Genomic DNA, 25613 nt, shown 5'->3' with positions numbered 1-25613 from the left:
AAGGGACTGGATCATTCTCCGGAACCATGTCAATGTACAACGTCCCGTAAAAACCCAGGTCAGTGAGCGTGTGCGGGCCGTCCTGACTAGCAGTAGAGCCAGCACGGCAATCAGTACACGGTCCTGATCCGTCTCGACAACGAGACTCGTCCCAGGAGACCCACCTGTCGAATCCCGCGATGCGATCGTCCCGTTTCACCACTCCCTCCTGCTGACACTCGGCGCCCTGAACGCATGGGAGGCCCAGGGGATTGGGGACTACGCCGCGTTCTCCACAGCTCTGTGTCTTTGTGCCTCTGCTGCCGGCCTCTTCGGCGAGGACCTCGTGCAGCGTGGATACCGCTCGGATCACAGCATTCTCGTCTGTGTGTGGCTCGAAAACCCCGATCGGCAAGTCGTGCAATCGCAGCGCAGGTTGATCGACCAAAACGCGTCGTCGCTGCGAGACTACAGCGTCTCTGCGAGGCAGATCTACTGGTCGAGGACCGGACGGGAACCGGGTACTTGAGCGCGTACCAGCCGGCGCCGTTGGCGGCAGACGAGAGCGACTCCCCGTACGTGTAGAGCGAAACATAGACGACGATCGCCGGTTAGCCAAACCGGCGATACTCGCGACTATTGAGGTGTTCGCGCTCCGCTGCGCTTGGCCTTGGAGTCGTGGCGGACACAGATGGCAACGCCGCATTCATGCAAGGAGGAAGTAAGCAGCCTGCGCCAACTGTCGCTCTGAAGTTTGTAGCGCATCTCCGTCGGAAGGCGATACCTCCGCCGAGTAGGCATGGGGTGTCGGTGCGGTTGATTCCGTTCTGTCGCCCCGCATATCCCTCCGGAAGGAACACCAGTCTATGTACCGATCCGGAAGACCCCCTGCCAATTTCGCCCTGGGTTGCCAATCTCTCTAATGCCGAGGCGGACTGCATTCGCGACGTGGAGTCATGGCAGTAGCGCTCCGACCTGGGCAAAAGTGCAGGAGCGTCTTCGCCCTGCGTGACGCGTGTATGGCGGCATGGCTGCGGCACGGCGACCAGACCGCAGAGCACATCTTCGCGGTGGCCGAGTGCGTCGGCATGAGCGCACCTCGTCTCGCCGAACGCTTCGCGCACTGCCTTCGGAAGCCGTCACCGGCGGAGATCCCTGGGGGCCGCCTCGCCTTTAACCTCCGCCTCCCTGGCCTGACAACCGAGCCGATCGCGATGGTGCGCCGCCCGTAACGCCGTCGTGCCGAGCTGCGGCATGTCCGCGAAATCTCCTGCTGCCACACCACAGCCGATTGGTGGGCGGAGAACCGGTTCTCCGCCCACACGGGCCCACCCTCTCCCGCACTCACAGAAATCCCTACATGACTGAACGACCGTTGCTTCCTTCTTCGATTGCGCCCGTTCCAGGGAGCGCCGCAAGCGCCGCATTCCTCAACGTCACGGACACCGCCGAGTACCTCGGCCTGTCACCCCACACCCTCTACGTATGGCGGCATCGACGGCAGGGCCCGCCGAGCTTCCGCATGGGCCTTCGCGGCCGCGTCATGTACCGGCGGGAAGCCCTCGATGCCTGGATCCGTGAACAGGAGCAGGCCGACTCCCGCACCAACCCCGCGCTGAACCCGCTGAGCGCAGCTCCGCGCCGGCGGTACGGCCGCCCCAGCTCCTGACGCGCCGTACGCCGTTGAGTGCCGTTTCCACCCCCAATGAATGAGAGTTACTTGGCCGGCTACATAGAAGACCGCTGGATCAAGAAGAAGGATCCGGTCACCGGGAAACGAGAGCGAACTGCTCGCTACGGCAAGGGAAAGCGGTACAAGGTCGCCGGTATACCCGGGGTCCGGGACCGTTCCTTCGACACCCTGGAGGACGCCAAGGCGTGGCTTCGGCGGACAGCCACGGACGAAGAGCGCGGCGAGTTCGTGGACCCGCGTGAAGGATCCATCATGTTGGCCGACTACATCTCTATTCACTGGGCGCCAGGCCGAGGTGGTGTTCCGAAGACTCGGGACAACCAGGAACGGAGAGTGCGCCTTCACATCGTTCCTCATCTGGGTGAGCTCGCACTCAAGAACATCACGGCGGCGGATTTGCGCGCGTACATAGCGAAGTTGGAGGCCAGTGTCTCCTCGGTCGACTATAGGCGCGGCATCCTGTCCGAACTTTCCTCCATTCTGGAGGCGGCCGTCGATGACAAGCGGCTTGCCAGGAACCCCATGGACGCGAAGTCCGTGTGGTGGCCCAAGGCGCCACAAGAGCGACGCGAGGCTTGGCTGTTGGAGACGGCGCTGCGAGTCCGTGACGCGATCAGCCCGCGAAACCGGATAGCCGTCGTAATCGGTCTCGGCTGCGGGCTGCGTCAGGGCGAGGTGTTCGGATTGAGCCCGGAGGACATCGACTACGCGCGAGGTGTCGTCCACGTCCGCCGCCAAATTCAGGCGATCAGAGGAAGGTTGTACTTCGCCCTACCGAAGGGAGCCAAGACCCGTACCGTCGACATGCCCCCTTCGGTGGCCGAGGAGCTGAAGCGTCATGTCGACGCGTTCCCGCCAGTGGAGGTGGAGCTTCCGTGGGGGAAGCTGGAGGGGCAGGGGAGGAAGTTTCCCTTGCTGCTCACCACGCGATTCGGCAACGCCGTTGCGGTGAACACGTGGAACACCTACACCTGGAAACCCGCGTTGGCGGAGGTTGGCATCATCCCGCCGCGCGCCAAGGGGGCGAAACCCTGGCAGTGGGCGGCGGCCCCGAAGGACGGGTTCCACGTGCTGCGGCACACCTATGCCTCGATCATTCTGGAGGCCGGAGAGTCTGTCGTGACCTTGGCGCGGTGGCTCGGGCACTCCTCGCCCGCGATCACCCTCGGTTACTATGCTCACTTCATGCCGGAGGCGGGAAGCAAGGGGCGCACCGCCATCGACGGACTGCTCGGGAAGCAGGGAGAACTGCATGCCATGCGAAACTCCCCAGATTCTCCCCAGGGCCGTTGACGGGCGATGTCCGCTGCTGCACCCGTCCGAAGTCGATCGTGGATTGCAAGGCTGAAGAGATGGGTGGCCTGGGAAAGTGCTTGCAGAAGTGACAGCGACTCGCTATGTCACGCCCTTGCGTGAAGGCGGATCGCTCCCGGGGATCGTCGAGGCCGATGACCTCGGTACCTACATCATGAAATTCACCGGTGCCGGGCAGGGGCGCAAGACGCTCGTGGCCGAGATCATTTGTGGGCAGCTCGGGCGCCGGCTCGGGCTGCGGGTGCCGGAGCTGGTGCAGATGCAGCTCGACCCCGTCATCGGGCTGAGCGAGCCCGATCAGGAGGTGCAGGAGCTGCTGAAGAGCAGTGGCGGGCTCAATCTGGGCATGGACTACCTTCCCGGATCGCTGGGCTTCGATCCGCTGGCCTTCGAGGTGAGCGCCCGCGAGGCGGGGCGTGTGGTGTGGTTCGACGCGCTGATCAACAACGTCGACCGGTCCTGGCGCAATCCCAATCTGCTGGTGTGGCACGGCGAACTGTGGCTGATCGACCACGGCGCCGCGATGATCTGGCACCACAACTGGCCCACCGCCGAGAAGGCATCGGCCCGTCCGTACAACGCCTCCGATCATGTGCTCGCCACCTTCCGGCCGGATGTCGCCGCGGCGGCCGAGGAGTTCGCGCCGCAGATCACCGAGGAGCTGCTGACCGAGATCGCGGCGGATGTCCCGGACGAATGGCTGGCCGACGAGCCGGGCTTCGACTCCCCGGACGTGCTGCGCCAGGCGTATGTACGCACCCTGCTGGCCCGGGCCCGGACGGTCACCGAGCAGATCACGCTGGGGGAGCCCTCCGGGGACAAGCCCTCGCAGGCACCGGATTGGCTGGCGGCGAAGCGTCCGCGGAGGGCAGTGAAGTGACCGGACTGCACAACGGCCGCGACGTCTTCGAGTACGCCCTGCTGAAGGTCGTGCCCCGGGTCGAGCGCGGCGAGATGATCAATGCCGGGGTGGTCGTGTACTGCCGTGCCCGGCGCTTCGTCGAGGCCCGGACCTATCTGGACGAGGCCCGGCTGCTGGCCCTCGACCCCACGGTCGATGTGGCCGGTGTACGAGCCGCGCTCGGCGCCGTCGAGGGGATCTGCGAGGGCGGCGAGCGGGCCGGACAGGCGGCGGGGGATGACGCGGGACGCCGCTTCCGCTGGCTGATCGCACCGCGCAGCACCATCGTGCAGCCGGGCCCGGTGCACACCGGTCTGACCGCCGACCCCGCCGCCGAGGCCGAGCGGCTGGTGGAGCTGCTGGTGCGCTGAGGATCAACGGGACCGTCGTTCGGGCGCCCGGCGCCGCCTTCGGGCGGGCCGGGCGCTTCGTCGTGGCGTGCCCCGGGCCCCGGCCGGTCTCACAGGTGAGGTGGGCAACGGTGTGGTGGTGGGGCGTTGACAGCGGGTGGCCGGGCTTCTAGCGTCAGCCCTGCTCAGGCTACTAAGCGGTTGCTCACCCACGGGATCGGTGCGGCGGACCGCTTGTCGAGGTTTCGAGGGTGAGGAGAACCCGCATGTCCACCACCGAGCAGCGCGTCGCCATCGTCACGGGCGCGGCCCGCGGTATCGGCGCGGCCACCGCCGTACGCCTGGCCGCCGAGGGCCGTGCCGTCGCCGTACTCGACCTCGACGAGGCGGCCTGCAAGGACACCGTCGAGAAGATCACCGCGGCCGGTGGCAAGGCCATCGCGGTCGGCTGTGATGTCTCGGACGCGGAGCAGGTCGAGACGGCGGTCGCCCGGGTCGTCTCCGAGCTCGGTGCGCCGACCGTCCTCGTCAACAACGCCGGTGTGCTCCGCGACAACCTGCTGTTCAAGATGAGCGAGAGCGACTGGGACACGGTCATGAACGTGCATCTGCGCGGCGCGTTCCTGATGTCCCGCGCCTGCCAGAAGCACATGGTGGACGCCAAGTTCGGGCGGATCGTCAACCTCTCCTCCAGCTCGGCGCTCGGCAACCGCGGACAGGTCAACTACTCGGCCGCCAAGGCCGGTCTCCAGGGCTTCACCAAGACCCTCGCCTTCGAGCTCGGCAAGTTCGGCGTGACCGCCAACGCCGTCGCCCCCGGCTTCATCGTCACCGACATGACGGCGGCCACCGCCGAGCGCGTCGGCATGGGCTTCGAGGAGTTCCAGGCCGCGGCAGCCACCCAGATCCCGGTACAGCGCGTAGGCCGGCCGGACGACATCGCCAACGCGATCGCCTTCTTCACCGGCGACGCGGCCGGCTTTGTCTCCGGCCAGGTCATGTACGTCGCCGGCGGCCCGCTCAACTGACCGCCCCACGACCTCAGGAGTTCTGGACATGACCGAGCAGGACAGCGGGCTCCCCGAGCCCACCGGCAAGGTGGCGCTGGTCACCGGTGCCAGCCGCGGTATCGGCTACGGCATCGCCGAGGCCCTGGTGGCCCGCGGCGACCGGGTCGTCATCACCGGCCGCAACGAGGACGCGCTCAAGGAGGCCGCCGAGAAGCTGGGCGCCGACCGGGTGCTCGGCGTCGCCGGCAAGGCGCATGACGAGGCCCACCAGGCCCTGGCCGTCGAGCGCGCGATGGAGACCTTCGGCCGCGTCGACTACCTCGTCAACAACGCAGGGACGAACCCGGTGTTCGGCCCCATCGCGGACCTCGACCTGGGCGTGGCGCGCAAGGTCTTCGAGACCAACGTCGTCTCGGCGCTCGGCTTCGCGCAGCGCACCTGGCACGCCTGGCAGAAGGACAACGGCGGCGCCATCGTCAACATCGCCTCGATCGCCGGCCTCGCGCCCTCGCCGTTCATCGGTGCGTACGGCATGAGCAAGGCCGCGATGGTGAATCTGACGCTCCAGCTCGCCCACGAGTTCGCGCCCGGCGTGCGGGTCAACTCCATCGCGCCCGCGGTGGTCAAGACCAAGTTCGCGGCCGCGCTCTACGAGAACCGCGAGGAGGAGGCGGCGGCCGGCTACCCCATGGCGCGGCTGGGCGTCCCGGAGGACATCGGCGGGGCGGCAGCCTTCCTGCTGTCCGACGCCTCGGGCTGGATCACCGGCCAGACCCTGGTCGTCGACGGCGGTCTGTTCCTGAACGCCGGGGTCTGACGGCGCCGGGGTCTGACGGCGCCGGGCGGGTCCTGGGGCCGGGGTGCCGCGTTTCGGTGCGCGTTCCGAGAGCCGGATTCCGTGGTGCCGGTCCTGTCGGGGCCGGCACCACGCGCGTCTGCTGTCTGCCAGGGCCGGCCCCACGTGCGTCCGCGGCCTGTCCGGGAGGCCCTCCCGGTACCGCGGGTACCCTCGGTCCGGGCCGGTCAGGGGCGGCCCGCGGACGGCGTTGTCAGTGGTCGCCGGTAGGTTCGGGGACTGAGAACGCAACGCACACCGGAGGTTGTTGACGTGGTGACCGACATGCTGCCCGAGTCCTGGCGCGGGGTCCTCGGCGAGGAGTTGGAGAAGCCCTATTTCAAGGAGCTGACCGACTTCGTCGAGCAGGAGCGGGCCCATGGCCCGGTCTATCCGCCCCGCGAGCAGGTCTTCGCGGCGCTGGAGGCGACGCCCTACGACCAGGTGAAGGTGCTCATCCTGGGCCAGGACCCGTACCACGGTGCGGGACAGGGCCACGGCTTGTGCTTCTCCGTGCAGCCCGGTGTGAAGACGCCGCCGTCGCTGCGGAACATCTACAAGGAGATGAAGGAGGAGCTGGGCCACCCGGTCCCGGACAACGGCTATCTGATGCCCTGGGCCCAGCAGGGCGTGCTGTTGCTGAACGCGGTCCTGACGGTCCGCGAGGCCGAGGCCAATTCCCACAAGGGCAAGGGGTGGGAAAAGGTCACCGACGCGGTGATCCGTGCGGTGGCCTCCCGGCCCGACCCGGCGGTCTTCGTGCTGTGGGGGAATTACGCCAAGAAGAAGCTGCCGCTGATCGACGAGGAGCGGCATGCCGTGGTGCAGGGTGCGCACCCCTCCCCGCTGTCGGCGAAGAAGTTCTTCGGCTCCCGCCCCTTCACCCAGATCAACGCGGCGGTCGCCGCGCAGGGCCATGCCCCGATCGACTGGCGCATCCCTGACCTGGGCTGAGCCGGCGGGCCCGGGCGGCGGGCCGGACCACCCGGCGCGTCGCACACACCGCGCGCAGCTCCCGTCCGGCGGTTAGCGTCGAGGGAACGGCCACCGATGGTGTGAGCGGATACGGGAGTGCAGTGGTGGAAACGCGGCGGGAGGCGGCGCCCGAGGACGGGGTGCTGACCCGGATCGGCCAGGCGATCATGCTGCATCGCGGCGGCGACCGGGAAGAGGCGCGCAACCGTCTCTCGGCGCTGTGGCACGAGATCGGGCCGCACGGCGACGCCTTCCACCGCTGCACCCTCGCCCACTACATGGCCGACACCCAGGACGACCCCCGGGACGAACTCGACTGGGACCTCCGGGCCCTGGAGGCGGCCGAGGGCTTCGTCACCGAGCGGCCCGCGGGCCCCGCCATCACGCCGGGGGAGTCCCGGGTCGCCGACGGCCCAGGCCCCCGCCACCCCCTCGTCGCCCTCCGCGCGTTCTTCCCCTCCCTGCATCTCAATATCGCGGCCGACTACGCCGCGCTCGACCGGCCGGCCGACGCCCGCGCCCAGCTGCGGCGCGCGAGGGCCTCGGCCAACGCCCTCGCCGACGGCGAATACCGCCAGGGCCTCCGGGACGCGATCGAACGACTCCAGCTACGGATCGACCGGGCAGCGGGGCACACGCCGTAGCGCCGGCGCCGAGGGGCTCGGCCGCCTCGGAGGCTCACCCACGCAGCATCCCGTCGAGCAGCTCCGCGCAGGAGGCGCGCAATGCGGCGCGGGTGGGGACGGCCGCGTGGAACTGCCCCGCGGTGCAGGAGAACAGGATCCCGTCGCACCAGGCCACCATGCTCACCGCATGCCGCTCGGGATCGGCGGAACCCGCCGCGGCCAGCATCGCCGCCATCGGCTCCCGGAAGGCCCGGCCGGCCCGGTCGTAGACCGCCCGCAGCTCGGGCCGGCGGGTGGCCTCCAGGGCCAGCTCGTACCGGGCGAGGAGCAGCTTCCGGTGCCGGGAGAGGTAGCGGTGCAGCGCCAGCGAGAGCGCCTCGGCGACCACCGCCCCGGAGCCCGCCGCCTCGGCGTCCTTGGCCCCGGAGCCCGCCCCGGGCCGCTCCCGTGCGGTCAGCACCGCCGCCTCCCGCTCCGCCAGCCGCCGCACCGCGGCCTCCAGCAGGGCCGCCCGGGTGCGCGCGACATTCGAGGTGGAGCCCTGCGGCAGCCCGGCCTCCTCGTCCACGGCCCGGTGGGTCAGCCCGCGCATCCCGCGCTCGGCGAGCAGCGTCAGCGCCGCGTCGGCGATCAGCTCATGGCGGGGGACGGCGGCGGGTGCCGGAGTGTGGTCACTGCGGGCGTTCATACGGGGAGCCTAGCCGTCGACTACAGGTGTAGTCTCGACGGCAGGGGCGACTACACCTGTAGTGGGCCAGGGATCCGGGAGGCAGCATGCGGCAGCACACCGCGCTCGTCATCGGCGGCGGAATCGGCGGACTCACCGCCGCGCTGGCACTGGACCGCCGCGGCTGGTCGGTCACCGTCCTGGAGCGCGCCACCGCCCTGGCACCCGTAGGTGCGGGGATCGGGCTCGCCGCCAACGCCCAGCGTGCCCTGGACACCCTGGGGGCGGGCGACGGCATCCGCGCCCTGGCCACCGCACAGACCGCGGCGGAACTCCGGCTGCCCGGTGGTCGCCGGCTGGCCCGTGTGGACCAGGCCGCGGTCGTCCGGCGGTACGGCGGGCCGGTGGTGGTCGCCCACCGCGCCGAGGTGGTCGCATTGCTCGCCGGCCGGCTGCCCGAGGGGGCGGTACGCACCGCCGCCACGGCCACCCTGGCCGACCCGGGGGACGCCAGGCCGGACGGCCGTCCGGCGCGGGTGCGGATCCACGGGGCGGCCGGGGACGAGGAGCTCGCCGCGGACCTCGTCGTCGCCGCCGACGGCATCCGCTCCGCCGTCCGCCGCGCCCTCTTCCCCCACCACCCCGAACCCCGCTACGCCGGCTTCACCGCCTGGCGCGTGGTCGCCCCCGAGCCCGACCGCCCTTTCGCCGCGCACGAGACCTGGGGCCCCGGCGGCGTGTGGGGCACCCAGCCACTGCACGACGGACGGGTCTACGCCTATGCCACCGCGGCCGTCCCGCCCGGCGGCCGGGCCCCTGACGGCGAACGGGCCGAACTCCTGCGCCGATTCGGCTCCTGGCACCACCCCGTCCCTGACCTCCTCGCCGCCGTCGAGCCCGCCGCGGTGCTCCGCAACGACGTGTACACCGCGGCCGCCGCGCCGCCCGCCTTCCACCGGGGCCGGGTCGCCCTGCTCGGCGACGCCGTCCATCCGATGTCCCCCAACCTCGGCCAGGGCGGCTGCCAGGCCATCGAGGACGCCGTCGTGCTGGCCCACCTGGCCGCACCGGACGCCGAGCTCGCCGCCGCCCTCATCGCGTACACCCGGCAGCGGCTGCCGCGCACCATGGACGTGGTCCGCCGGGCCGGGCGGATCGGCCGGCTGACCACCTGGCGCTCCCGGCCGGCCTGCGCGCTGCGCGCCGCGCTGATGGCCGCGAGCGCCCGCCTCGCACCGGATCCGGCGCTGCGGACCATGGACGGGATCGCCGACTGGCGGCCGCCGGCCGGCACGTATGCTTCCGGCACGCGGGGCACCACCAGCGCGGCACAACCCAAGGAGCATGAGTGAAGGTCGGCTGCATCGGACTCGGCGACATCGCCCAGAAGGCGTACCTCCCCGTCCTGGGCACACAACCGGGGCTCGAACTGCATCTGCACACCCGCACCCCGGCCACCCTGCAACGCGTCGGCGCCACCCACCGGCTGCCCGCGGCGCAGCTCCACCCGGACCTGGACTCGCTGCTCACCGCGGGCCTGGACGCCGCCTTCGTGCACGCCGCCACCTCCGCCCACCCCGAGATCGTGACCCGGCTGATCGAGGCCGGCGTACCGACCTATGTCGACAAGCCGATCGCCTACGAGCTCGCCGAGTCCCAGCGCATCGTCACGCTCGCCGAGGAGCGCGGGGTGGGCCTCACCGTCGGCTTCAACCGCCGCTTCGCGCCCGCCTACGCCCAGTGCCGTGAGCACGCCCGCGATCTGATCCTGATGCAGAAGAACCGCGTCGGCCTGCCTGAGGACCCGCGCACCCTGGTGCTCGACGACTTCATCCATGTCGTCGACACCCTGCGGTTCCTCGTCCCTGGAGAGGTCGACCACATCGATGTGCGGGCCAGGATCCGTGAGGGGCTGATGCAGCATGTGGTGCTTCAGCTGTCCGGCGACGGCTTCACCGCCATCGGCACCATGAACCGCCTCAGCGGCTCCGCGGAGGAGATCCTCGACGTCTCCGGGCAGGACACCAAGCGTCAGGTCGTCAATCTCGCCGAGGTCATCGACCACAAGGGGCAGCCGAGCGTCCGGCGCCGCGGTGACTGGGTGCCGGTCGCCCGCCAGCGCGGCATCGAGCAGATCGTGCTGGCGTTCCTGGACGACGTACGGGCCGGCCGGCAGCCGTCCGCCCAGGACGCGCTGCGCACCCACGAACTGTGCGAACGGGTCGTCACCGAGGCGCTCGCGCAGTCCGTCTGCTGAGCGCCCGCAGCCCCGCGTACCCGCCGGCGAGCACCAGCGCGCCGACCGCCCCGTACACCGCCCAGTCGCCGAACCGGGTGTACGGGGTGGTGCCCTCGGCCAGCGGCAGGTCGTAGACGGCCGCCGCGCTGCGGTCGGTGCCGAGCCGCTCGCCGATCTGCTCGCCCCGGGGGCCGTAGACGGCACTGATGCCGGTGAGGGTGGCGTGCACCATCGGCCGCCCGTTCTCCGCGGCGCGCAGCGCGGCCAGCGAGGCGTGCTGCGCGGGCGCCCAGCTCTCCTGGAAGGTCGAGGTCGAGGACTGGGCTACCAACACCTGCGCACCGTCGCGCACCAGGTGGCGGCTCATGTCGGGGAAGGCGCTCTCGAAGCACACCAGCGGCCCGACGCGCAGCCCGCCCGCGGAGGCGACCGGCATCACCACCGTGGCGGTGCCGCGCAGCCGGTCGCTCGGGGCGGCCTTGCCCACCCGGGTCGCCCAGCCGAGCACGGACCGGAACGGGATGTACTCGCCGAAGGGCACCAGCCGCATCTTGGCGTAGCGCTCCCCGGTCGGACCGTCCGGCCCGATCAGGACCGCGCTCTTGGAGATGCCCGGCCGGTCGGCGTGTGCGGAGTCGGCGTTGACCAGCAGCTCGGCGCCGGTCTGACGGGAGAGGGCGGCGAGGCGTTCGGCGAGCGCCGGGCGGTCCGCCGGGTCCTGGGTGAGGCTGCTCTCGCCCCAGATGATCAGGCGCACCCCGCGGCCCGCCATCGACCGGGTGAGTTCCTCGCTCCGGGCCAGCCGTTCCGCCGGGGTGCCGGTCAGGTTGGGCTGGACGACGGCGATCCGTACCGTACCGGCGGGGCGGGGGAGCGGTGACCGGAACCAGGCCGCGGTGACCGCCAGCGCGCACACCAGCAGACCGGCGACGGCGGGCAGCCGGGCCGCCGGGCGGGCCATCAGCTCGGCCAGGACGGTGTTCACCGCCACGATCAGCAGGCTGACCAGCCACACCCCGCCGACCGATGCCAGCCGCAGCGCGGGCGGCACCTGCCACTGGCTGGCGCCCAGCAGCCCCCAGGGGCCGCCCAAGTACTCCCAGGAACGGACGAGTTCGACCATCAGCCAGCCCGAGGGCACCAGCACCAGCGCGGCGGCGCACCGGCCCGCGCCGGGCGCACCGCCCAGCAGCGCGCGCACCAGCAGCCCCCAGGGCGCCCACAGGGCACCGAGCAGCAGCGCGAGCACGAGGATGAAGACATGCAGGCTCGGCAGCAGCCACTGGTGAACGGCGAGTATGAAGCCGGTGCCGCCCAGCCAGCCGTCCAGCGCCGCCCGCCCGCACGTCGGGGCCGTTCGCACCAGCAGCAGCCAGGGCACCAGGGCGGCGTACGCCAGCCACCACCAGGACGGGGCGGGAAAGGTCAGGGCCGGTACCGCTCCGGCGAGCGCGGCGGCCAAGCCCCGTGACCAGGGGGAGCCCAGCCACCGCGGCTGCCCGCCGAGCGGTCTGTCCATGCCGGGCTCCCTGGTGCCGGTTTTCGCCGGTAGGACGGCCAGTGTGCGCGGCTGCGCCGATCAAGGAAAGGGGGTGTCGCCGCAACGGCCGATACCGGATCGCGGCGGACGGTGCGGCCCTCAGTCCTCCACCGGCTGCACCTGCCGCCACTTCTCGTGGACGACGACCCCGGTCAGCCGCCAGCCGTCGGTGGTGCGGCGGGCGGCGAACTCGTAGCGGCCGGCGCAGGTGTAGTTGGGGGCGGTCGGCCCGCCCCCGGCGTCCGAGGCGGGGCCGGCGAGCCGCATCGGATTGAGGTAGTCGGCCTGGACGGTGGCGGTGTCGCCGGGGGCGCCGTCCCGCCGGCCGAGGGTGACCCGGCGGTTGACGATCAGATGCTGCCGTATCGCGAAGTGCCGCAGCATCTCGGCGAGCCAGACCGCCATCTCCTCGGCGCCGCCCTCGATGCCGCCCGCGGAGCGGTAGTCGGCCCGGCCGTCCGGGGTGAACAGGGCCAGATAGCCGGGCCAGTCGCCGTCGTCCACCGCGATGGCGTACCCGGTGATCAGATCGTCGATGGCGAGGCGGTCCATGAGCGTGGAGTGTTCCGCGCGCTGCGTCATCGCCTCAGTTTTCGGCATACCGAGGCCCCCGCCAAGAGGCGGGGGCTCACCGGCGCGGCGTCAGTTCACCAGCGCCGACTCCGGCAGGAGGTCCGGGCCGGCGTCCGTGCCGCCGGCGTCCGTGGCGGCCTGCCGCTCCTCCGAGTCGGCGAACTGGGTCCGGTACAGCTCCGCGTAGCGCCCGTCGGCCGCCAGCAGCGTCTCGTGCGTCCCGCGCTCGACGATCCGTCCGCCCTCGACCACCAGGATCAGATCCGCGGCCCGTACGGTCGACAGCCGGTGGGCGATGACCAGTGCGGTACGGCCCTCCAGCGCCTCGGTGAGCGCCTCCTGCACCGCCGCCTCGGAGGTGTTGTCCAGGTGGGCGGTGGCCTCGTCCAGGATCACCACCCGGGGGTGGGCGAGCAGCAGCCGGGCGATGGTCAGCCGCTGGCGTTCGCCGCCCGACAGACGGTAGCCGCGCTCGCCGACGACGGTGTCCAGCCCGTCGGGAAGTCCGGCGATCAGCTCCTCCAGACGGGAGCGGCGCAGCGCGTCCCACAGCTCCGCCTCGGTCGCCTCCGGCTTGGCCAGCAGCAGGTTCTCGCGGATCGAGTCATGGAAGAGGTGCCCGTCCTGGGTGACCATCCCGAGGACATCGCGCAGCGAGGCGGCGGTCAGATCGCGGACGTCCACCCCGGAGAGCCGGACCGCCCCCGTGTCGGTGTCGTAGAGCCGCGGCAGCAGCTGGGCCACCGTCGACTTCCCGGCGCCCGAGGAGCCGACCAGGGCGACCATCTGGCCCGGTTCGGCGCGGAAGGAGATGCCGTGCAGGACCTCTTCGCCGCCGCGGGTGTCGAGGGTGGCGACCTCTTCCAGGGAGGCCAGCGAGACCTTGTCGGCGGACGGATAGCCGAAGCGTACGGAGTCGAACTCCACGGACACCGGGCCCTCGGGGACCGCCCGGGCGTCCGGCTTCTCGGTGATCAGCGGCTTGAGGTCGAGTACCTCGAAGACCCGCTCGAAGCTGACCAGCGCGCTCATCACCTCGATATGGGCGCCGGACAGCGCGGTCAGCGGGGCGTAGAGCCGAGTGAGCAGCAGGGCGAGCGAGACGATCGCGCCGGGCTCCAGCTGTCCGCGCAGCGCGAGGAAGCCGCCCAGCCCGTAGACGACGGCCAGCGCCAGGGCGGAGACCAGGGTGAGAGCGGTGACGAAGTACGTCTGGACCATGGCCGAACGGACCCCGATGTCGCGCACCCGGCGGGCCCGGGTGGCGAACTCGGCGGACTCCCGGGACGGGCGGCCCATCAGCTTGACGAGGGTGGCACCCGGCGCGGAGAACCGCTCGGTCATCTGGGTGCCCATCGCCGCGTTGTGGTCGGCCCCCTCCCGGCGCAGATCCGCCAGCCGCCGGCCGACCCGGCGGGCGGGCAGCACGAACACCGGCAGCAGCACCAGCGCGATCAGCGTGATCTGCCAGGACAGCCCGATCATCACCCCGAGGGTGAGCAGCAGCGTCACGATATTGCTGACGACCCCGGACAGGGTGTCGCTGAACGCCCGCTGCGCACCGATCACATCGTTGTTGAGCCGGCTGACCAGTGCTCCGGTACGGGTACGGGTGAAGAAGGCGATCGGCATCCGCTGGACGTGGTCGTACACCGCGGTGCGCAGATCCAGGATCAGGCCCTCGCCGATGCTCGCCGACAGCCAGCGGGTCGCCAGCCCCAGGCCCGCCTCGGCGACCGCGATGACGGCGATCAGCCCGGACAGGCGCAGGACGAGGGAGGGTGCGTCGCCGCCCACGATGGCGTCCACCACCCGGCCCGCGAGCAGCGGGGTGGCCACCGCGAGCATCGCGGTCACCGTGCTCAGGACGAGGAACCACACCAGACGGCGGCGGTGCGGGCGGGCGAAGGCGGTGATGCGGCGCAGGGTGCCGCGGGAGAAGCGGCGCCGTCCTTGCTGCGCGGTCATCGAACTGTGCAGGGCGTGCCAGGCGGTGACTTCCATGTCCATCGTGGCCTCCAGGGTGCCGGGGTCGCGTCACGGGATCGCCGTGAGTGACCGGCGACATAAAGGAACCTAGAACCTCAACCAATCTTGAGGTCAAGCGATTCCGGTGCACTCACCCGTCAGAGTCCGGAGCGGAGTGGCCGCCGAGCGGATGTTCCCAGGTCACGGGCGGGTGCGAGCCGTCCGGGGACCGTACCGTGAGCCGTACGCCCGGCTGTCCGTCGGGAAGGGTGGCGGTGGTGTCCACGACGACCGACACCCGGGGCGGCGACGACGGCCCCACCGCCGTCAGCGCCCGGTCGAGCGCGGCCAGCAGTTCCCGGCCGGTCCGCTCGTCGACCCGCGCGTCGACCGGGCCGACGAACTGCACCGACGGCCGGCCGCCGAGCGCCGCGCCGGCCGCCCGCAGCACCCGGGTGCGAAGGCCCGGCGGCGCCTCCGACGGCCCCTGCTGGAGCGCGATGATCGCCGTCCTGATCTCCTGGATCGTCGCGTCCAGCTCATCGATCGCCTCGCCGAGCCCCTCCTGCACCTCCGGCAACAGCGCCTTGCGCCGGGCGGTCTCCAGCAGCATTCCGGTGGCGAACAGCCGCTGGATGACCAGATCGTGCAGATCGCGGGCGATCCGGTCGCGGTCCTCGAAGACGGCGAGCCGCTCCCGGTCCCGGTGCCGGTCGACGAGCATCAGCGCCACCGCCGCCTGAGCGGCGAACTGGGTCCCCAGCGTGCGTTCGGTGTGGCTGAAGCGGCGGTCGCCGGACATCCGGCACAGCGCCAGGGCGCCCAGCACCCGCCCGTTACTGCGCAGCGGCAGCAGCATCGTCGGGCCGTAGTGGCGCGACAGCGGGGAGATCGAGCGGGGGTCGGCGGCGAAGTCGTCGGAGAAGACCGCCAGCCCGGCGTGCAGCTGGTGGAGCACCGGGCTCGCCGGCGGTATCCAGCCGCGGAATGCCTCGGTCCGTACGTCCTCCGAGAGCACGGTGGAGATCGCCACCACCTCCATACCGCCCTCGGCGTGCGGCAGCAGCACCGCTCCGGTCGCCGCCTCGGCCAGCTCCCGGCCCTGCTCCGCGACGACGGTGAGGGCGTGGGTGGCCGTGGCGCGGGGCTCGGGCCCGGCCAGCAGCGCCGTCGTCACGGAGGCCGCACCCTCGATCCAGCGGCGTCGCTGCCGGGCGGCCGCGTGCATCCGGGCATTGCTCAGGGCCAGCCCGGCCTCGGCGGCCAGTACCCGCGCCAGATGCCGGTCCCCGTCGCCGAATTCCTGGCCGTCGCCCTTCCCCGCCAGATACAGCGTGCCGCACACTTCCCCCGCCACCTGGATGGGCACCTCCAGCGAGGCTCCGGCGGGCGGCCCGGCCCCGGGGGAGACGCCGTGAGTGATCAGCTCGCCCGGCCCGCCGCCGTCCGCGTCCCGGAGGGCGACGGCGGCATGGCGCGCACCCGTCAGGGAGACGGCGGCCTCGGCGATACGGCTCAGCGCGCGGCCCAGGTCATGATCGGAGCCGACCGAGCCCCCTTCTTCCCCCAGCTGCGGAAGCCGGGAGACCGGCCCCTCGCCCGGCGCAGGCAGGCGCTGCGCGGTCCGGTCGGGGAGCTCTCCAGCGGGATCCGACGGCTTCAGGGCACACCTCACACTTTCCGGCGATTCGGCCAGTCTAATTCGCCCGAAAGTGTGCCAATGGGGCCGCCCGGGCGAGGCGCCCGCGGAGGCGTCCGAGCGGAGCGCCCGGGAGCCGGTCAGGAGGCCGGTCGCGGGGGTAGCGGGGCGGCCCGGGGCGCGGTCCGGGGCGGCGGTCCCCACCGCCGGGCCGACGTGCGCGGCCCGCCGGCGGCAGTAGCTGCGATTTCCGGCCGCAGGGTGTCCGCGGCCCTTCGCAGGTGTACGCGGCGCGCCACCCGGGCCAGTGACCGGCGACGTGCTCGGAACCGCGATCGGCTGTGGCCTGCCCCGGGGGCCAAGCCCTGGGCCACCTATCTCGGCCACACCCGCGAGGGTCGACTTTGAGACAACCTGTAGATGTCCCGGTCGCTGGGACTTGGAGGCCGCGGCCTGCGGGTAAGCCGTAGACAACTACGGACAGCAGCAGAAACGCAGGAACACAGACGACACACCACCACACCACCCGCGACCCGGAAACGGGCCGACCCGCCCGGAATGCGCCGGGCGCCCCCCACACCTACCGAACGTCTCCGCCGCAGACGCGTGGCCATATCCCGCGCCTCGGCACGAAAGTGGGCCGGGCCGATGGATGAAGGTCAGTACTACCCGAGACTTGTGGGACCCAGCTGCGCGGCGGGCGGCACGACCGTGCTGGAACTCCGCGGTGAGCTGGACATCCTCGCCGTGTCGGTGCTGTCCGACCAACTGGACGACCTCACCGGTGTCCAGGGCAGCGATCTCCTGCTCGATGTACGCGCGGTGACGTTCATCGACTGCGCCGGTCTGTCGCTGCTCAGCCGTGCCCGCTACCGCACCCGGCAGCGCGGCGGCCGGCTGCGGCTGACCGGGGTCACCCACGGCGGAAGCGTTGCGCGGCTGTTGCGGATGACCGGGCTGAACGGCAGCTTCGAGATCGTGTCCGACGAGCACGCCGCCGGGGAACCGGCCGCCGGCACCGCCGGATCATCCGAGGCCACGGACGGCGCCGGTACGGCCGTTGCCTGACCGGCGCCCTCCGCTACGCCGCCGCCCGCCCCCGCGGACCGGCGGCGCGGTCATCGGATCAGCCCGGCAGGACCGCCTCGATGGCGGTGACCAGCTCCTCGGCCTCCGGCTCGGTACGCGGCCGGAAGCGGCCCGCGACCTTGCCGTCGGCATCGATCAGAAACTTCTCGAAGTTCCACTGGACGTCGCCGGCCGTCCCCTCGGTGTCCTCGGTGCCCGTCAGCTCCGCATACAGCGGATGCCGGTCCGCGCCGTTGACCTCGGTCTTCTCGAACAGCGGGAAGCTCACGCCGTACGTCGCGGAGCAGAAGGCGGCGATCTCCCCGGCGGTGCCCGGCTCCTGGCCCGCGAACTGGTTGCTGGGGAAGCCCAGCACACTGAAGCCACGGTCCCCGTAGCGCTGCTGGAGCCGTTCCAGGCCCGAATACTGCGGGGTCAGCCCGCACTTGGACGCCACATTCACCACCAGCAGGGCCTTGCCCCGGTAGTCGGCGAGTGAAGCGGGCTCACCGGTCAGGGTGCGCAGGGGGATGTCGTACAGGCTCACGGTCATGCTCCTCGTCGCGGTTCCGCGGATAGGGACGGCCATCATCCGTCCCAACAGCGGAGCCCGCCCTGATCTTCCCCGGATCGTCCACCGGCCAGGACACCATCGGCCGCAGCTCCCCCGAGCGCCACTCCTTGAGCAGCTGGTCGAAGATCGGCGTCCCCTCCTCGGCCGGGCGGCGCGCCGGTGGAGCGGGGGGCGGCAGCGCCGGCGGCTGGCGGGGGAGCGCGATGCGCTGAAAGGGGTGTGCGGCGGGCTTCTTCGCGTCCATGCCCGGACTCAACCGGAAATCGCTTCCCCGAGTTGCGGGACGCGGCCGGGACGGCACCCAGATGCCCCTGCGGTGGTGACGGACAGAAGATACGTTCGCGCGCCCGCGGGAGCGGCGGGACCACCGGTGGAGGGGCTGGCGGATGTCCCGCCGGCCCCTCCATCCTCAGCAGCCTCCTGTGCCCCGCGGCCCGGCCCCTGTCCGTCGGACCTCACCGGGGCGGACCCGGCGAGGGCGCGCCGGACCGGGGCGGTCCGGACCTGTCAGCTCCGGCACAGCAGCGCGGCGAGGACCTCCAGGAGCGCCGCCTCGGGGTCGGCCACCCGGCCCTCGGCCCGCCAGGCGACAAAGCCGTCGGGGCGCACCAGCACCGCGCCCTCCGGCGTCGTCCCGTGCTTCTCGGCCCAGTCGGCGCCCTCTTCGGGGGCCAGATCGTCGTTCGGCCCGGTGCCGATCATGTAGCACTTCAGCCCCAGGCCGAACTCCTCGTTGGCGCCCTTGGCCGCGGTGCGCCACATCTCGCCGTCGGTGCCGGTCAGCAGGACGAAGGACTTCTCGTACAGGTCCAGGGTCGAACGGCGCTCGCCGGCGGCGTGCAGCCACATGTGCGGGGCGCGGGTACCCGGTTCGCCGGTCAGCCGCAGTTGCTCGGGCACCACCGGCAGCTCGGGATCGGCGCCGACGACCGCGCCGTGCGGATAGCAGTAGCCGAGGGCCACGGTGAGCACCCCGCGCTGCCGGCCGCCGCCCGTGCCGGGCGCCGGGACGTACCCCGGGTGGCTGTGCTCGGCGGAGCGGGCCGAGGCGCGCGCACTGGTCTCCCGGGCCACCGGCTGCCGCTCCGCCTCGTACGAAGCCAGCAGTCCGGGGGCCGCCCAGCCGTTCAGCACGGCGGCGAGCTTCCAGGCGAGGTTGTGCGCGTCCTGGATGCCGGTGTTGGAGCCGAACGCCCCGGTGGGGGACATCTCGTGGGCCGAGTCGCCGGCGAGGAAGACCCGGCCGGCCGCGTACCGCTCGGCGACCCGCTCCGCGGCGTGCCACGGCGCCTTGCCGGTGATCTCAACCGGCATGTCCGGTACGCCCGTTGCCCGGCGGATGTGGTCGATGCACCGCTCGTCGGTGAAGTCCTCCAGGGTCTCGCCCTGGTCCGGGTGCCACGGGGCGTGGAAGACCCACTCGGCCCGGTTGTCCACCGGCAGCAGGGCGCCATCGGCCTCGGGGTTGGTCAAGTAGCAGGCGATGAAGCGGCGGTCGCCGACGGCGTCGGCCAGGGCCGGGGCGCGGAAGGTGATGCTCACGTTGTGGAACAGGTCGCCGGGCCCCGTCCGGCCGATGCCCAGCCGCTCCCGTACCGGGCTGCGCGGGCCGTCGGCCGCGATCAGGTAGTCCGCGCGGACGGTGCGCTGCTCACCGGTCTCCCGGCTCTTCAGGACCGCGGTCACGCCCTGCGCGTCCTGTTCGAAGGAGCTCAGCTCGGTGGAGAACCGCAGGTCACCGCCGTGCTCACGGGCGCAGTGCACCAGCTCCGGCTCCAGGTCGTTCTGGCTGCACAGGCACCAGGCGGCGGGGCTGAACTTGGCCAGCCCGCCGCCCGGGTCGATCTCCTTGAACAGCCACTCCTGTTCGTCCCCGGTGAGCGAACGGGCCTGGAGGATGCCGTGGTTGTCGGCCAGCGTGGACGCGGCCTCACGGATCCGCTGCTCCGCACCGGCCACCCGGTACAGCTCCATGGTGCGGACGTTGTTCCCCCGCCCGCGCGGGTGGCGGGAGGTGTCCGAGTGCTTCTCGACCAGCAGATGTCGGATACCCAGGCGTCCCAGGAACAGTGACGCGGACAGGCCGACCAGGGACCCGCCCACGATGAGTACCGGCACCCGGTCTTCGGCGGTGGGATTCATTGCGTGCTCCAGCTCCAGGGGCGTGTACGGCAGATGGAGCACGAATGCCCGGCCCGCGCCGTGTTCGATCACGGTTCACCTGCATGGCTCACAGATCTCGCGCCACCCGTGGGCTCCGGCCACGATCGAATCCGGGACGCCCCCGGACACCGGGCGGGCCGCCCCCACCATCCGGCTCAGTCACCGGATCGCACCGGAACTGACGACGCACCACTGGGGCCGTCGGGCCCCGAAGGAGATGCGTAGACGATGACAACGCTGTCGGAACGAATATCCCAGTCAGCCTTCGACGGCTCACGGCTTCGGGTCGTGCTGCTCCTGGATCTCCACGAAGGGGCCCAGCAGGACTTCCTGGAAGCCTACGAGCACCTGCGCAACCAGGTCGCGTCCGTCCCCGGGCACATCACCGACCAGCTGTGCCAGTCCATCGAGAATCCCTCACAGTGGCTCATCACCAGTGAATGGGAGAGTGCGCCGCCGTTCCTGGCCTGGGTCAACAGCGAGGAACACGTCAAGATGGTGCAGCCGCTGCACGGCTGTGTCCGTGACACCCGCTCGCTGCGCTTCAGCGTGCTGCGCGAGACCTCGAACATCGCCAGCCTCACGCCCGAGCCCCCCAAGGGACGCCTTCAGGCCAACCCCCGCGTCGGCGACGGAGTGGTCCGGCACGCGCTGACCTTCACCGTGAAGCCGGGCAGCGAATCGATGGTCGCGGAGATCCTCGCCGGGTACACCTCCCCGGAGGCCCGGGTCGACGACACCACCAGGCTCCGCCGCACCTCCCTCTTCATGCACGGCAACCGCGTCGTGCGCGCGGTCGAGGTGCAGGGCGACCTCGTCGCGGCGCTGCGGCACATCTCCCAGCAGCCCGAGGTCCGGGCCGTCGAGGAAGCCATCAACCCGTATCTGGAGCAGGACCGCGACCTCAGCGACCCGAACTCCGCCCGGGTGTTCTTCACCCGTGCCGCGCTGCCCGCGGTGCACCACGTCGCGGCGGGCGGACAGCAGCCCGACGGCATCCGCCGGCATGCGCTGTACTACCCCGCCAAAGAAGGCTGCGGCATGGCGCTGGCCCGGATGCTGGCCCGCCAGGACGAACTGGCCGCCGACGACGCGTCCTGCCCCGTCGCCGGCAGCACCATCTTCCAGCGCGACGACGTCGTGGTCCGGATGGTCGACCTCCGTATCCCCGTCGACAGCGACCCCATGCTGTCGCTCGGTGTGCGCGGCCCCCGCAAGACGGCCGTGCTGCGGCGCCTCATCGACACCGAGGTGGCCGGCGGTCTGTCGAACGACCGCGAGATCGTGCACTTCCTGGAGCGCGCCGACATGGCTCTCATCACCGACCGCCGGGCACCGGGCGCCTGACGCCCCCGGCCGCAGGCAGGCCGCTCACCCCATTCAACCGCCGGCATCACGCCCATGGAGGAACAGCCATGACCACGCACCGCCCACGCATCGTGGACCTCAGCGAGACCCAGCCCAACCGCCGGCGCGGAGGTGATCTGCGCGCCATGCTGACACCCAGCGCGGTGGGCGCCACGAGCGGCTTCATGGGCATGGCACTCGTGCAGCCCGGCGAGCGCATCGGCGAGCACTACCACCCGTACTCCGAGGAGTTCGTGTACGTGGTGCAGGGCCTGCTCGAAGTCGACCTCGACGGGGAGCCACACCCGCTGCGCCCGGACCAGGGTCTGCTGATCCCCCCGTACATGCGGCACCGCTTCCGCAATGTCGGGGACGAAGAGGCCCGGATGGTCTTCCACCTCGGCCCGCTGGCACCGCGCCCCGAGCTCGGCCACGTCGACACCGAGGGCACGGAGGAGAGCACACCGGCCGCGCCACCGGAACGCACGGAGCCGGTGTCATGACCCGCCGCGTGGCGGTCACCGGCGTCGGTATCGTCGCGCCGGGCGGCGTGGGTGTGCCCGCCTTCTGGGACCTGCTGTCCTCCGGTCGTACGGCGACCCGTGGCATCACCCTCTTCAACCCCGAGGGTTTCCGTTCACGTATCGCCGCCGAGTGCGACTTCGATCCCGCGGCGCACGGTCTGAGCGAGGAGCAGGTGGCCCGCTCGGACCGGTACATCCAGTTCGCGATGGTCGCCGCGGACGAGGCGCTGCGCAGCGCCGGCCTGGACACCGAGGCGGAGGACCCCTGGCGGGTCGGGGTGTCCCTGGGCACCGCGGTCGGCGGCACCACGCGGCTGGAGCACGACTATGTCGCCGTCAGCAGTCACGGTGCCCGCTGGGACGTCGACCACCGGCCGGCCGGCCGGCACCTGGAGCGGGCGTTCTCCCCGAGTTCGCTCGCCTCCGCGGTGGCGGAACAGATCGGCGCCCATGGCCCGGTGCAGACCGTCTCGACGGGCTGCACCTCCGGCCTCGACGCCATCGGGTACGCGTTCCAGTCCATCGAGGAGGGCCGGGTCGATGTGTGTATCGCCGGTGCCTCGGACTCGCCGATCTCCCCGATCACCGTGGCCTGCTTCGACGCGATCAAGGCGACCTCGGCGAACAACGACGATCCCGCGCACGCCTCCCGCCCGTTCGACGCCCACCGCGACGGATTCGTGATGGGCGAGGGCGGCGCCGTGCTCGTCCTGGAGGAGCTGGAACACGCCCGCGCCCGCGGGGCGACCATCCATTGTGAGATACGTGGCTATGCCACCTTCGGCAACGCGTACCACATGACCGGTCTCACCCAGGAGGGCCTGGAGATGGCCGAGGCGATCAACCGCGCACTCGGCCACGCCAGGATCGACGCCACCCAGGTGGACTACGTCAACGCGCACGGCTCGGGCACCCAGCAGAACGACCGGCACGAAACGGCCGCCGTCAAGCGGTCGTTGGGCGCGCATGCCCACAAGGTGCCGATGAGTTCCATCAAATCCATGGTGGGCCACTCGCTCGGCGCGATCGGCGCCATCGAGATCGTGGCCTGTGTGCTGGCACTCACCCACCAGGTGGTGCCGCCGACGGCCAACTACGAGACTCCGGACCCGGAGTGTGACCTCGACTATGTGCCCAAGACGGCCCGCGAGCTGCCGCTGCGTTCGGTGCTCTCGGTCGGCAGCGGCTTCGGTGGATTCCAGTCAGCGGTGGTACTGACCCGACAGGGTGGGAGGGCATCATGAGCTCCCCGAAGGAACGTCGTTCCGTCGTCACCGGCATCGGTGTCATCGCCCCCAACGGGGTGAGCACCGAGACCTTCTGGAAGGCGACGGTGGAGGGCATCAGTGTCCTCGACCGCGTCACCCGTGAGGGGTGTGAGCATCTGCCCCTCAAGGTCGCCGGTGAGGTCCGGGGCTTCGATCCGGCGGATCTGATCGAGGAGCGTTACCTCGTCCAGACCGACCGGTTCACCCACTTCGCCATGGCGGCGGCCAACCTCGCGCTGGACGACGCCCGGCTCGGCCGTGCCGACTACAACGACTCACCGTTCGCGGTGGGAGTCGTCACGGCCGCCGGATCGGGCGGTGGCGAGTTCGGCCAGCGGGAGCTGCAACGGCTCTGGGGCCAGGGCTCCCGCCATGTCGGCCCGTACCAGTCCATCGCCTGGTTCTACGCGGCGAGCACCGGACAGATCTCCATCCGCGGCGGCTTCAAGGGGCCGTGCGGAGTCGTGGCCAGCGACGAGGCGGGCGGGCTGGACGCCCTGGCGCATGCCGCCCGCACCATCCGGCGCGGCACCGACGCCGTCGTCGTGGGTGCCGCCGAGGCACCACTGGCCCCCTACTCGGTCGTCTGCCAGCTCGGCTACGACGATCTGAGCAAGCTCGACGATCCGGCCCGCGCCTACCGCCCGTTCACCAGCGGCGCGTGCGGATTCGTGCCCGCCGAGGGCGGCGCGATGCTGATCGTCGAGGAGGAGGCGGCGGCCGAGAGCCGCGGGGCGAGTGTCCGGGCCGTGCTGGCCGGACATGCCGCGACCTTCACCGGGGCCTCCCTGTGGGAGGAGTCCCGGGACGGGCTCGCCCATGCGATCCGCGGCGCGCTGGAGGATGCGCGGTGTGCCCCGGAGGAGATCGATGTGGTGTTCGCGGACGCGCTCGGCGTTCCCGCGGCCGACCGGGCCGAGGCGCTGGCGCTGGCGGACGCCCTGGGCCGGCACGCCTCGCAGGTCCCGGTGACCGCACCCAAGACGGGCACCGGCCGGGCGTATTGCGGCGCCCCCGTCCTGGACACCGCGGCCGCGGTGCTCGCGATGGAGTACGGCGTCGTGCCGCCCACCCCCAACGTCGTCGACGTCTGCCACGACCTTGACGTGGTGACCGGCCGGGCCCGCCCGGCCGAGCTGCGGACGGCGCTGGTGCTGAGCCGGGGACTGATGGGCTCGAACGCGGCGCTGGTGCTGCGGAAGGGCTCCGGGTCCCCCTCATGAGAAGGAGAACCTCAGATGACCGCTCAACTGACGCTCAATGAGCTGGCCGCGCTGATGAAGTCCGCGGCCGGCCTCACCGTCGACCCCAAGGAGCTGGCGAACCGGCAGGACGCGACCTTCGCGGACTTCGGTCTGGACTCGCTCGGTCTCCTGGGCATCGTGGGCGAGCTGGAGAACCGTCAGGGCCGGCCGATGCCGACCGACGCGGAGCGCTGCAAGACGCCGCGCGACTTCCTCGCCCTCATCAACACCCCCGCCAACACCCCCGCCAACGACACCGTGCCTACGACAGGAGCCTGACATGCCCGGCCACACCGAGAACGACATCACCATCGCGGCGCCCCTCGACCTCGTCTGGGACATCACCAACGACATCGAGAACTGGCCGCAGCTGTTCAGCGAGTACGCCTCGGTCGAAGTGCTGTCCAGGGAAGGCGACAAGACCACCTTCCGGCTGACGATGCACCCGGACGACAACGGCACGGTCTGGAGCTGGGTCTCCGAGCGGGTCGTCGACCGCAAGAACCGCTCGGTCCGCGCCCGCCGCGTCGAGACCGGTCCGTTCGAGCACATGGACATCCACTGGAAGTACGCCGAGATCCCGGGCGGCACCTCGATGCACTGGACCCAGGACTTCGCGATGAAGCCCGACGCCCCGGTCGACGACAAGGGCATGACCGAGATGATCAACCGCAACTCCCGGATCCAGATGGAGCTCATCCGGGACCGGATCGAGCAGCGGGACCGCGAGCTCCGCTCCGCCACCGTCAGCTGACGGCCCACCAGGCCGTGTGCGGACCGCCGCCCGGCGGCAACGAAGGGACCCCTGATGCATCACGCACTGATCGTCGCGCGCATGAAACCCGGTTCGGCTCCGGACATCGCCGAGGTCTTCAAGGCCTCCGACCGTACGGAACTGCCCCACCTGGTCGGCGTCTCGCGGCGGACCCTCTTCCAGTTCGGTGATGTGTATCTGCACCTCATCGAATCCGACCGGCCGCCCGGCCCGGAGATCGCCAAGGTGACGGAACACCCCGAATTCCGCGCCGTCAGCGACCAGCTGTCCGCCTTCGTCAGCGCTTACGACCCGGAGACCTGGCGAAGCCCCAAGGACGCGATGGCCCAGCAGTTCTACAG

At 71.3% G+C, this 25613-nt stretch carries 26 protein-coding genes; 18 read left to right on the top strand and 8 right to left on the bottom strand.

Annotation, left to right across the window (positions count from 1 at the left end; translation table 11 throughout):
- The first annotated feature begins 1339 nt into the window (after window positions 1-1339).
- The 8 genes from AC3EUV_RS36260 (at window position 1340) to AC3EUV_RS36225 (ending at window position 7701) form a co-directional block, all read left to right on the top strand.
- Entirely contained in the window at window positions 1340-1648 is a 309-nt protein-coding gene (locus AC3EUV_RS36260) for a helix-turn-helix domain-containing protein (protein ID WP_432146798.1), read from the top strand.
- A 51-nt stretch (window positions 1649-1699) separates the two neighbouring features.
- Window positions 1700-2965 (top strand): tyrosine-type recombinase/integrase, encoded by a 1266-nt coding sequence (locus AC3EUV_RS36255; protein WP_432146799.1) that lies wholly within the window; start codon window positions 1700-1702, stop codon window positions 2963-2965.
- Window positions 2966-3041: 76 nt separating this feature from the next.
- Window positions 3042-3866 carry a HipA family kinase gene (locus AC3EUV_RS36250; protein ID WP_432146800.1) on the top strand — a complete coding sequence of 275 codons (825 nt, stop codon included), beginning with the start codon at window positions 3042-3044 and terminating at the stop codon, window positions 3864-3866.
- Window positions 3863-4258: a DUF3037 domain-containing protein gene (locus AC3EUV_RS36245; protein WP_432146801.1), complete on the top strand. Its 396-nt coding sequence runs from the start codon at window positions 3863-3865 to the stop codon at window positions 4256-4258. The genes AC3EUV_RS36250 and AC3EUV_RS36245 overlap by 4 nt, the downstream gene beginning before the upstream one ends.
- A gap of 245 nt (window positions 4259-4503) precedes the next feature.
- On the top strand, window positions 4504-5265 hold the full coding sequence (gene fabG, locus AC3EUV_RS36240; protein ID WP_042152294.1) for a 3-oxoacyl-ACP reductase FabG: 762 nt from the start codon (window positions 4504-4506) through the stop codon (window positions 5263-5265).
- Between the two features lie 28 nt (window positions 5266-5293).
- Entirely contained in the window at window positions 5294-6064 is a 771-nt protein-coding gene (locus tag AC3EUV_RS36235) for an SDR family oxidoreductase (RefSeq protein ID WP_432146802.1), read from the top strand.
- Between the two features lie 303 nt (window positions 6065-6367).
- On the top strand, window positions 6368-7036 hold the full coding sequence (locus AC3EUV_RS36230; protein WP_432146817.1) for a uracil-DNA glycosylase: 669 nt from the start codon (window positions 6368-6370) through the stop codon (window positions 7034-7036).
- A 125-nt stretch (window positions 7037-7161) separates the two neighbouring features.
- Window positions 7162-7701: a hypothetical protein gene (locus tag AC3EUV_RS36225; RefSeq protein WP_432146818.1), complete on the top strand. Its 540-nt coding sequence runs from the start codon at window positions 7162-7164 to the stop codon at window positions 7699-7701.
- 34 nt (window positions 7702-7735) lie between these two features.
- Here the strand turns inward: AC3EUV_RS36225 and AC3EUV_RS36220 are convergent, their stop codons facing one another.
- Window positions 7736-8371, bottom strand: coding sequence for a TetR/AcrR family transcriptional regulator (locus tag AC3EUV_RS36220; protein WP_435604746.1), 636 nt, complete (start codon window positions 8369-8371; stop codon window positions 7736-7738).
- Window positions 8372-8457: 86 nt separating this feature from the next.
- Here AC3EUV_RS36220 and AC3EUV_RS36215 point away from each other — a divergent pair, with 86 nt between their 5' ends.
- Together AC3EUV_RS36215 and AC3EUV_RS36210 are read left to right on the top strand one after the other, a co-directional pair.
- Complete coding sequence (locus AC3EUV_RS36215) at window positions 8458-9702, top strand: FAD-dependent monooxygenase (RefSeq protein WP_435604745.1); 1245 nt, start codon at window positions 8458-8460, stop codon at window positions 9700-9702.
- Window positions 9699-10607, top strand: a complete 909-nt coding sequence (locus AC3EUV_RS36210) for a Gfo/Idh/MocA family protein (RefSeq protein WP_432146805.1) — start codon at window positions 9699-9701, stop codon at window positions 10605-10607. Before AC3EUV_RS36215 ends, AC3EUV_RS36210 begins: the two co-directional genes overlap by 4 nt.
- Here the strand turns inward: AC3EUV_RS36210 and lnt are convergent.
- The 4 genes from lnt to AC3EUV_RS36190 form a co-directional block, all read right to left on the bottom strand.
- Window positions 10576-12108 (bottom strand): apolipoprotein N-acyltransferase, encoded by a 1533-nt coding sequence (gene lnt, locus AC3EUV_RS36205; protein WP_435604744.1) that lies wholly within the window; start codon window positions 12106-12108, stop codon window positions 10576-10578. The two genes, AC3EUV_RS36210 and lnt, sit on opposite strands and share 32 nt — an antisense overlap.
- A gap of 120 nt (window positions 12109-12228) precedes the next feature.
- Entirely contained in the window at window positions 12229-12711 is a 483-nt protein-coding gene (locus AC3EUV_RS36200; RefSeq protein WP_435604743.1) for a nuclear transport factor 2 family protein, read from the bottom strand.
- Between the two features lie 60 nt (window positions 12712-12771).
- Window positions 12772-14712 carry an ABC transporter ATP-binding protein gene (locus AC3EUV_RS36195; protein WP_435604742.1) on the bottom strand — a complete coding sequence of 647 codons (1941 nt, stop codon included), beginning with the start codon at window positions 14710-14712 and terminating at the stop codon, window positions 12772-12774.
- Between the two features lie 109 nt (window positions 14713-14821).
- Complete coding sequence (locus AC3EUV_RS36190; RefSeq protein ID WP_435604741.1) at window positions 14822-16345, bottom strand: sensor histidine kinase; 1524 nt, start codon at window positions 16343-16345, stop codon at window positions 14822-14824.
- Window positions 16346-16987: 642 nt separating this feature from the next.
- Here AC3EUV_RS36190 and AC3EUV_RS36185 point away from each other — a divergent pair.
- Complete coding sequence (locus AC3EUV_RS36185; protein WP_435604740.1) at window positions 16988-17377, top strand: STAS domain-containing protein; 390 nt, start codon at window positions 16988-16990, stop codon at window positions 17375-17377.
- A 58-nt stretch (window positions 17378-17435) separates the two neighbouring features.
- Here the strand turns inward: AC3EUV_RS36185 and AC3EUV_RS36180 are convergent, their stop codons facing one another.
- The 3 genes from AC3EUV_RS36180 to AC3EUV_RS36170 form a co-directional block, all read right to left on the bottom strand.
- A complete protein-coding gene (locus AC3EUV_RS36180) occupies window positions 17436-17924 on the bottom strand; it encodes a glutathione peroxidase (RefSeq protein WP_432146819.1) in 489 nt (162 codons plus the stop codon).
- Window positions 17884-18195: a hypothetical protein gene (locus AC3EUV_RS36175; RefSeq protein ID WP_435604739.1), complete on the bottom strand. Its 312-nt coding sequence runs from the start codon at window positions 18193-18195 to the stop codon at window positions 17884-17886. The genes AC3EUV_RS36180 and AC3EUV_RS36175 overlap by 41 nt, the downstream gene beginning before the upstream one ends.
- 263 nt (window positions 18196-18458) lie before the next feature.
- The gene (locus AC3EUV_RS36170) at window positions 18459-20093 is read right to left on the bottom strand and encodes an FAD-dependent oxidoreductase (protein ID WP_432146820.1); all 1635 of its coding nucleotides are present in this window, start codon (window positions 20091-20093) and stop codon (window positions 18459-18461) included.
- 249 nt (window positions 20094-20342) lie between these two features.
- On the opposite strand from AC3EUV_RS36170, the gene AC3EUV_RS36165 reads away from it, so the two are divergent.
- The 7 genes from AC3EUV_RS36165 to AC3EUV_RS36135 all read left to right on the top strand — a co-directional run.
- A complete protein-coding gene (locus AC3EUV_RS36165) occupies window positions 20343-21461 on the top strand; it encodes a SchA/CurD-like domain-containing protein (protein WP_435604738.1) in 1119 nt (372 codons plus the stop codon).
- 68 nt (window positions 21462-21529) lie between these two features.
- Entirely contained in the window at window positions 21530-21964 is a 435-nt protein-coding gene (locus AC3EUV_RS36160; protein WP_387238033.1) for a cupin domain-containing protein, read from the top strand.
- Window positions 21961-23229, top strand: a complete 1269-nt coding sequence (locus AC3EUV_RS36155; RefSeq protein ID WP_432146813.1) for a beta-ketoacyl-[acyl-carrier-protein] synthase family protein — start codon at window positions 21961-21963, stop codon at window positions 23227-23229. Before AC3EUV_RS36160 ends, AC3EUV_RS36155 begins: the two co-directional genes overlap by 4 nt.
- Complete coding sequence (locus tag AC3EUV_RS36150; RefSeq protein WP_432146814.1) at window positions 23226-24476, top strand: ketosynthase chain-length factor; 1251 nt, start codon at window positions 23226-23228, stop codon at window positions 24474-24476. The genes AC3EUV_RS36155 and AC3EUV_RS36150 overlap by 4 nt, the downstream gene beginning before the upstream one ends.
- Before the next feature lie 15 nt (window positions 24477-24491).
- The gene (locus AC3EUV_RS36145) at window positions 24492-24776 is read left to right on the top strand and encodes an acyl carrier protein (RefSeq protein WP_432146815.1); all 285 of its coding nucleotides are present in this window, start codon (window positions 24492-24494) and stop codon (window positions 24774-24776) included.
- Window position 24777: 1 nt separating this feature from the next.
- On the top strand, window positions 24778-25251 hold the full coding sequence (locus AC3EUV_RS36140) for an SRPBCC family protein (RefSeq protein WP_432146816.1): 474 nt from the start codon (window positions 24778-24780) through the stop codon (window positions 25249-25251).
- Window positions 25252-25305: 54 nt separating this feature from the next.
- Window positions 25306-25613: TcmI family type II polyketide cyclase (locus AC3EUV_RS36135; protein ID WP_435604737.1), on the top strand; the 308-nt coding region annotated here is incomplete at its 3' end.

The organism is Streptomyces sp. bgisy130, from assembly GCF_057708345.1.
Note: the sequence above shows the minus strand (reverse complement) of the source record. Positions and strands in the feature narration are given on the sequence as shown.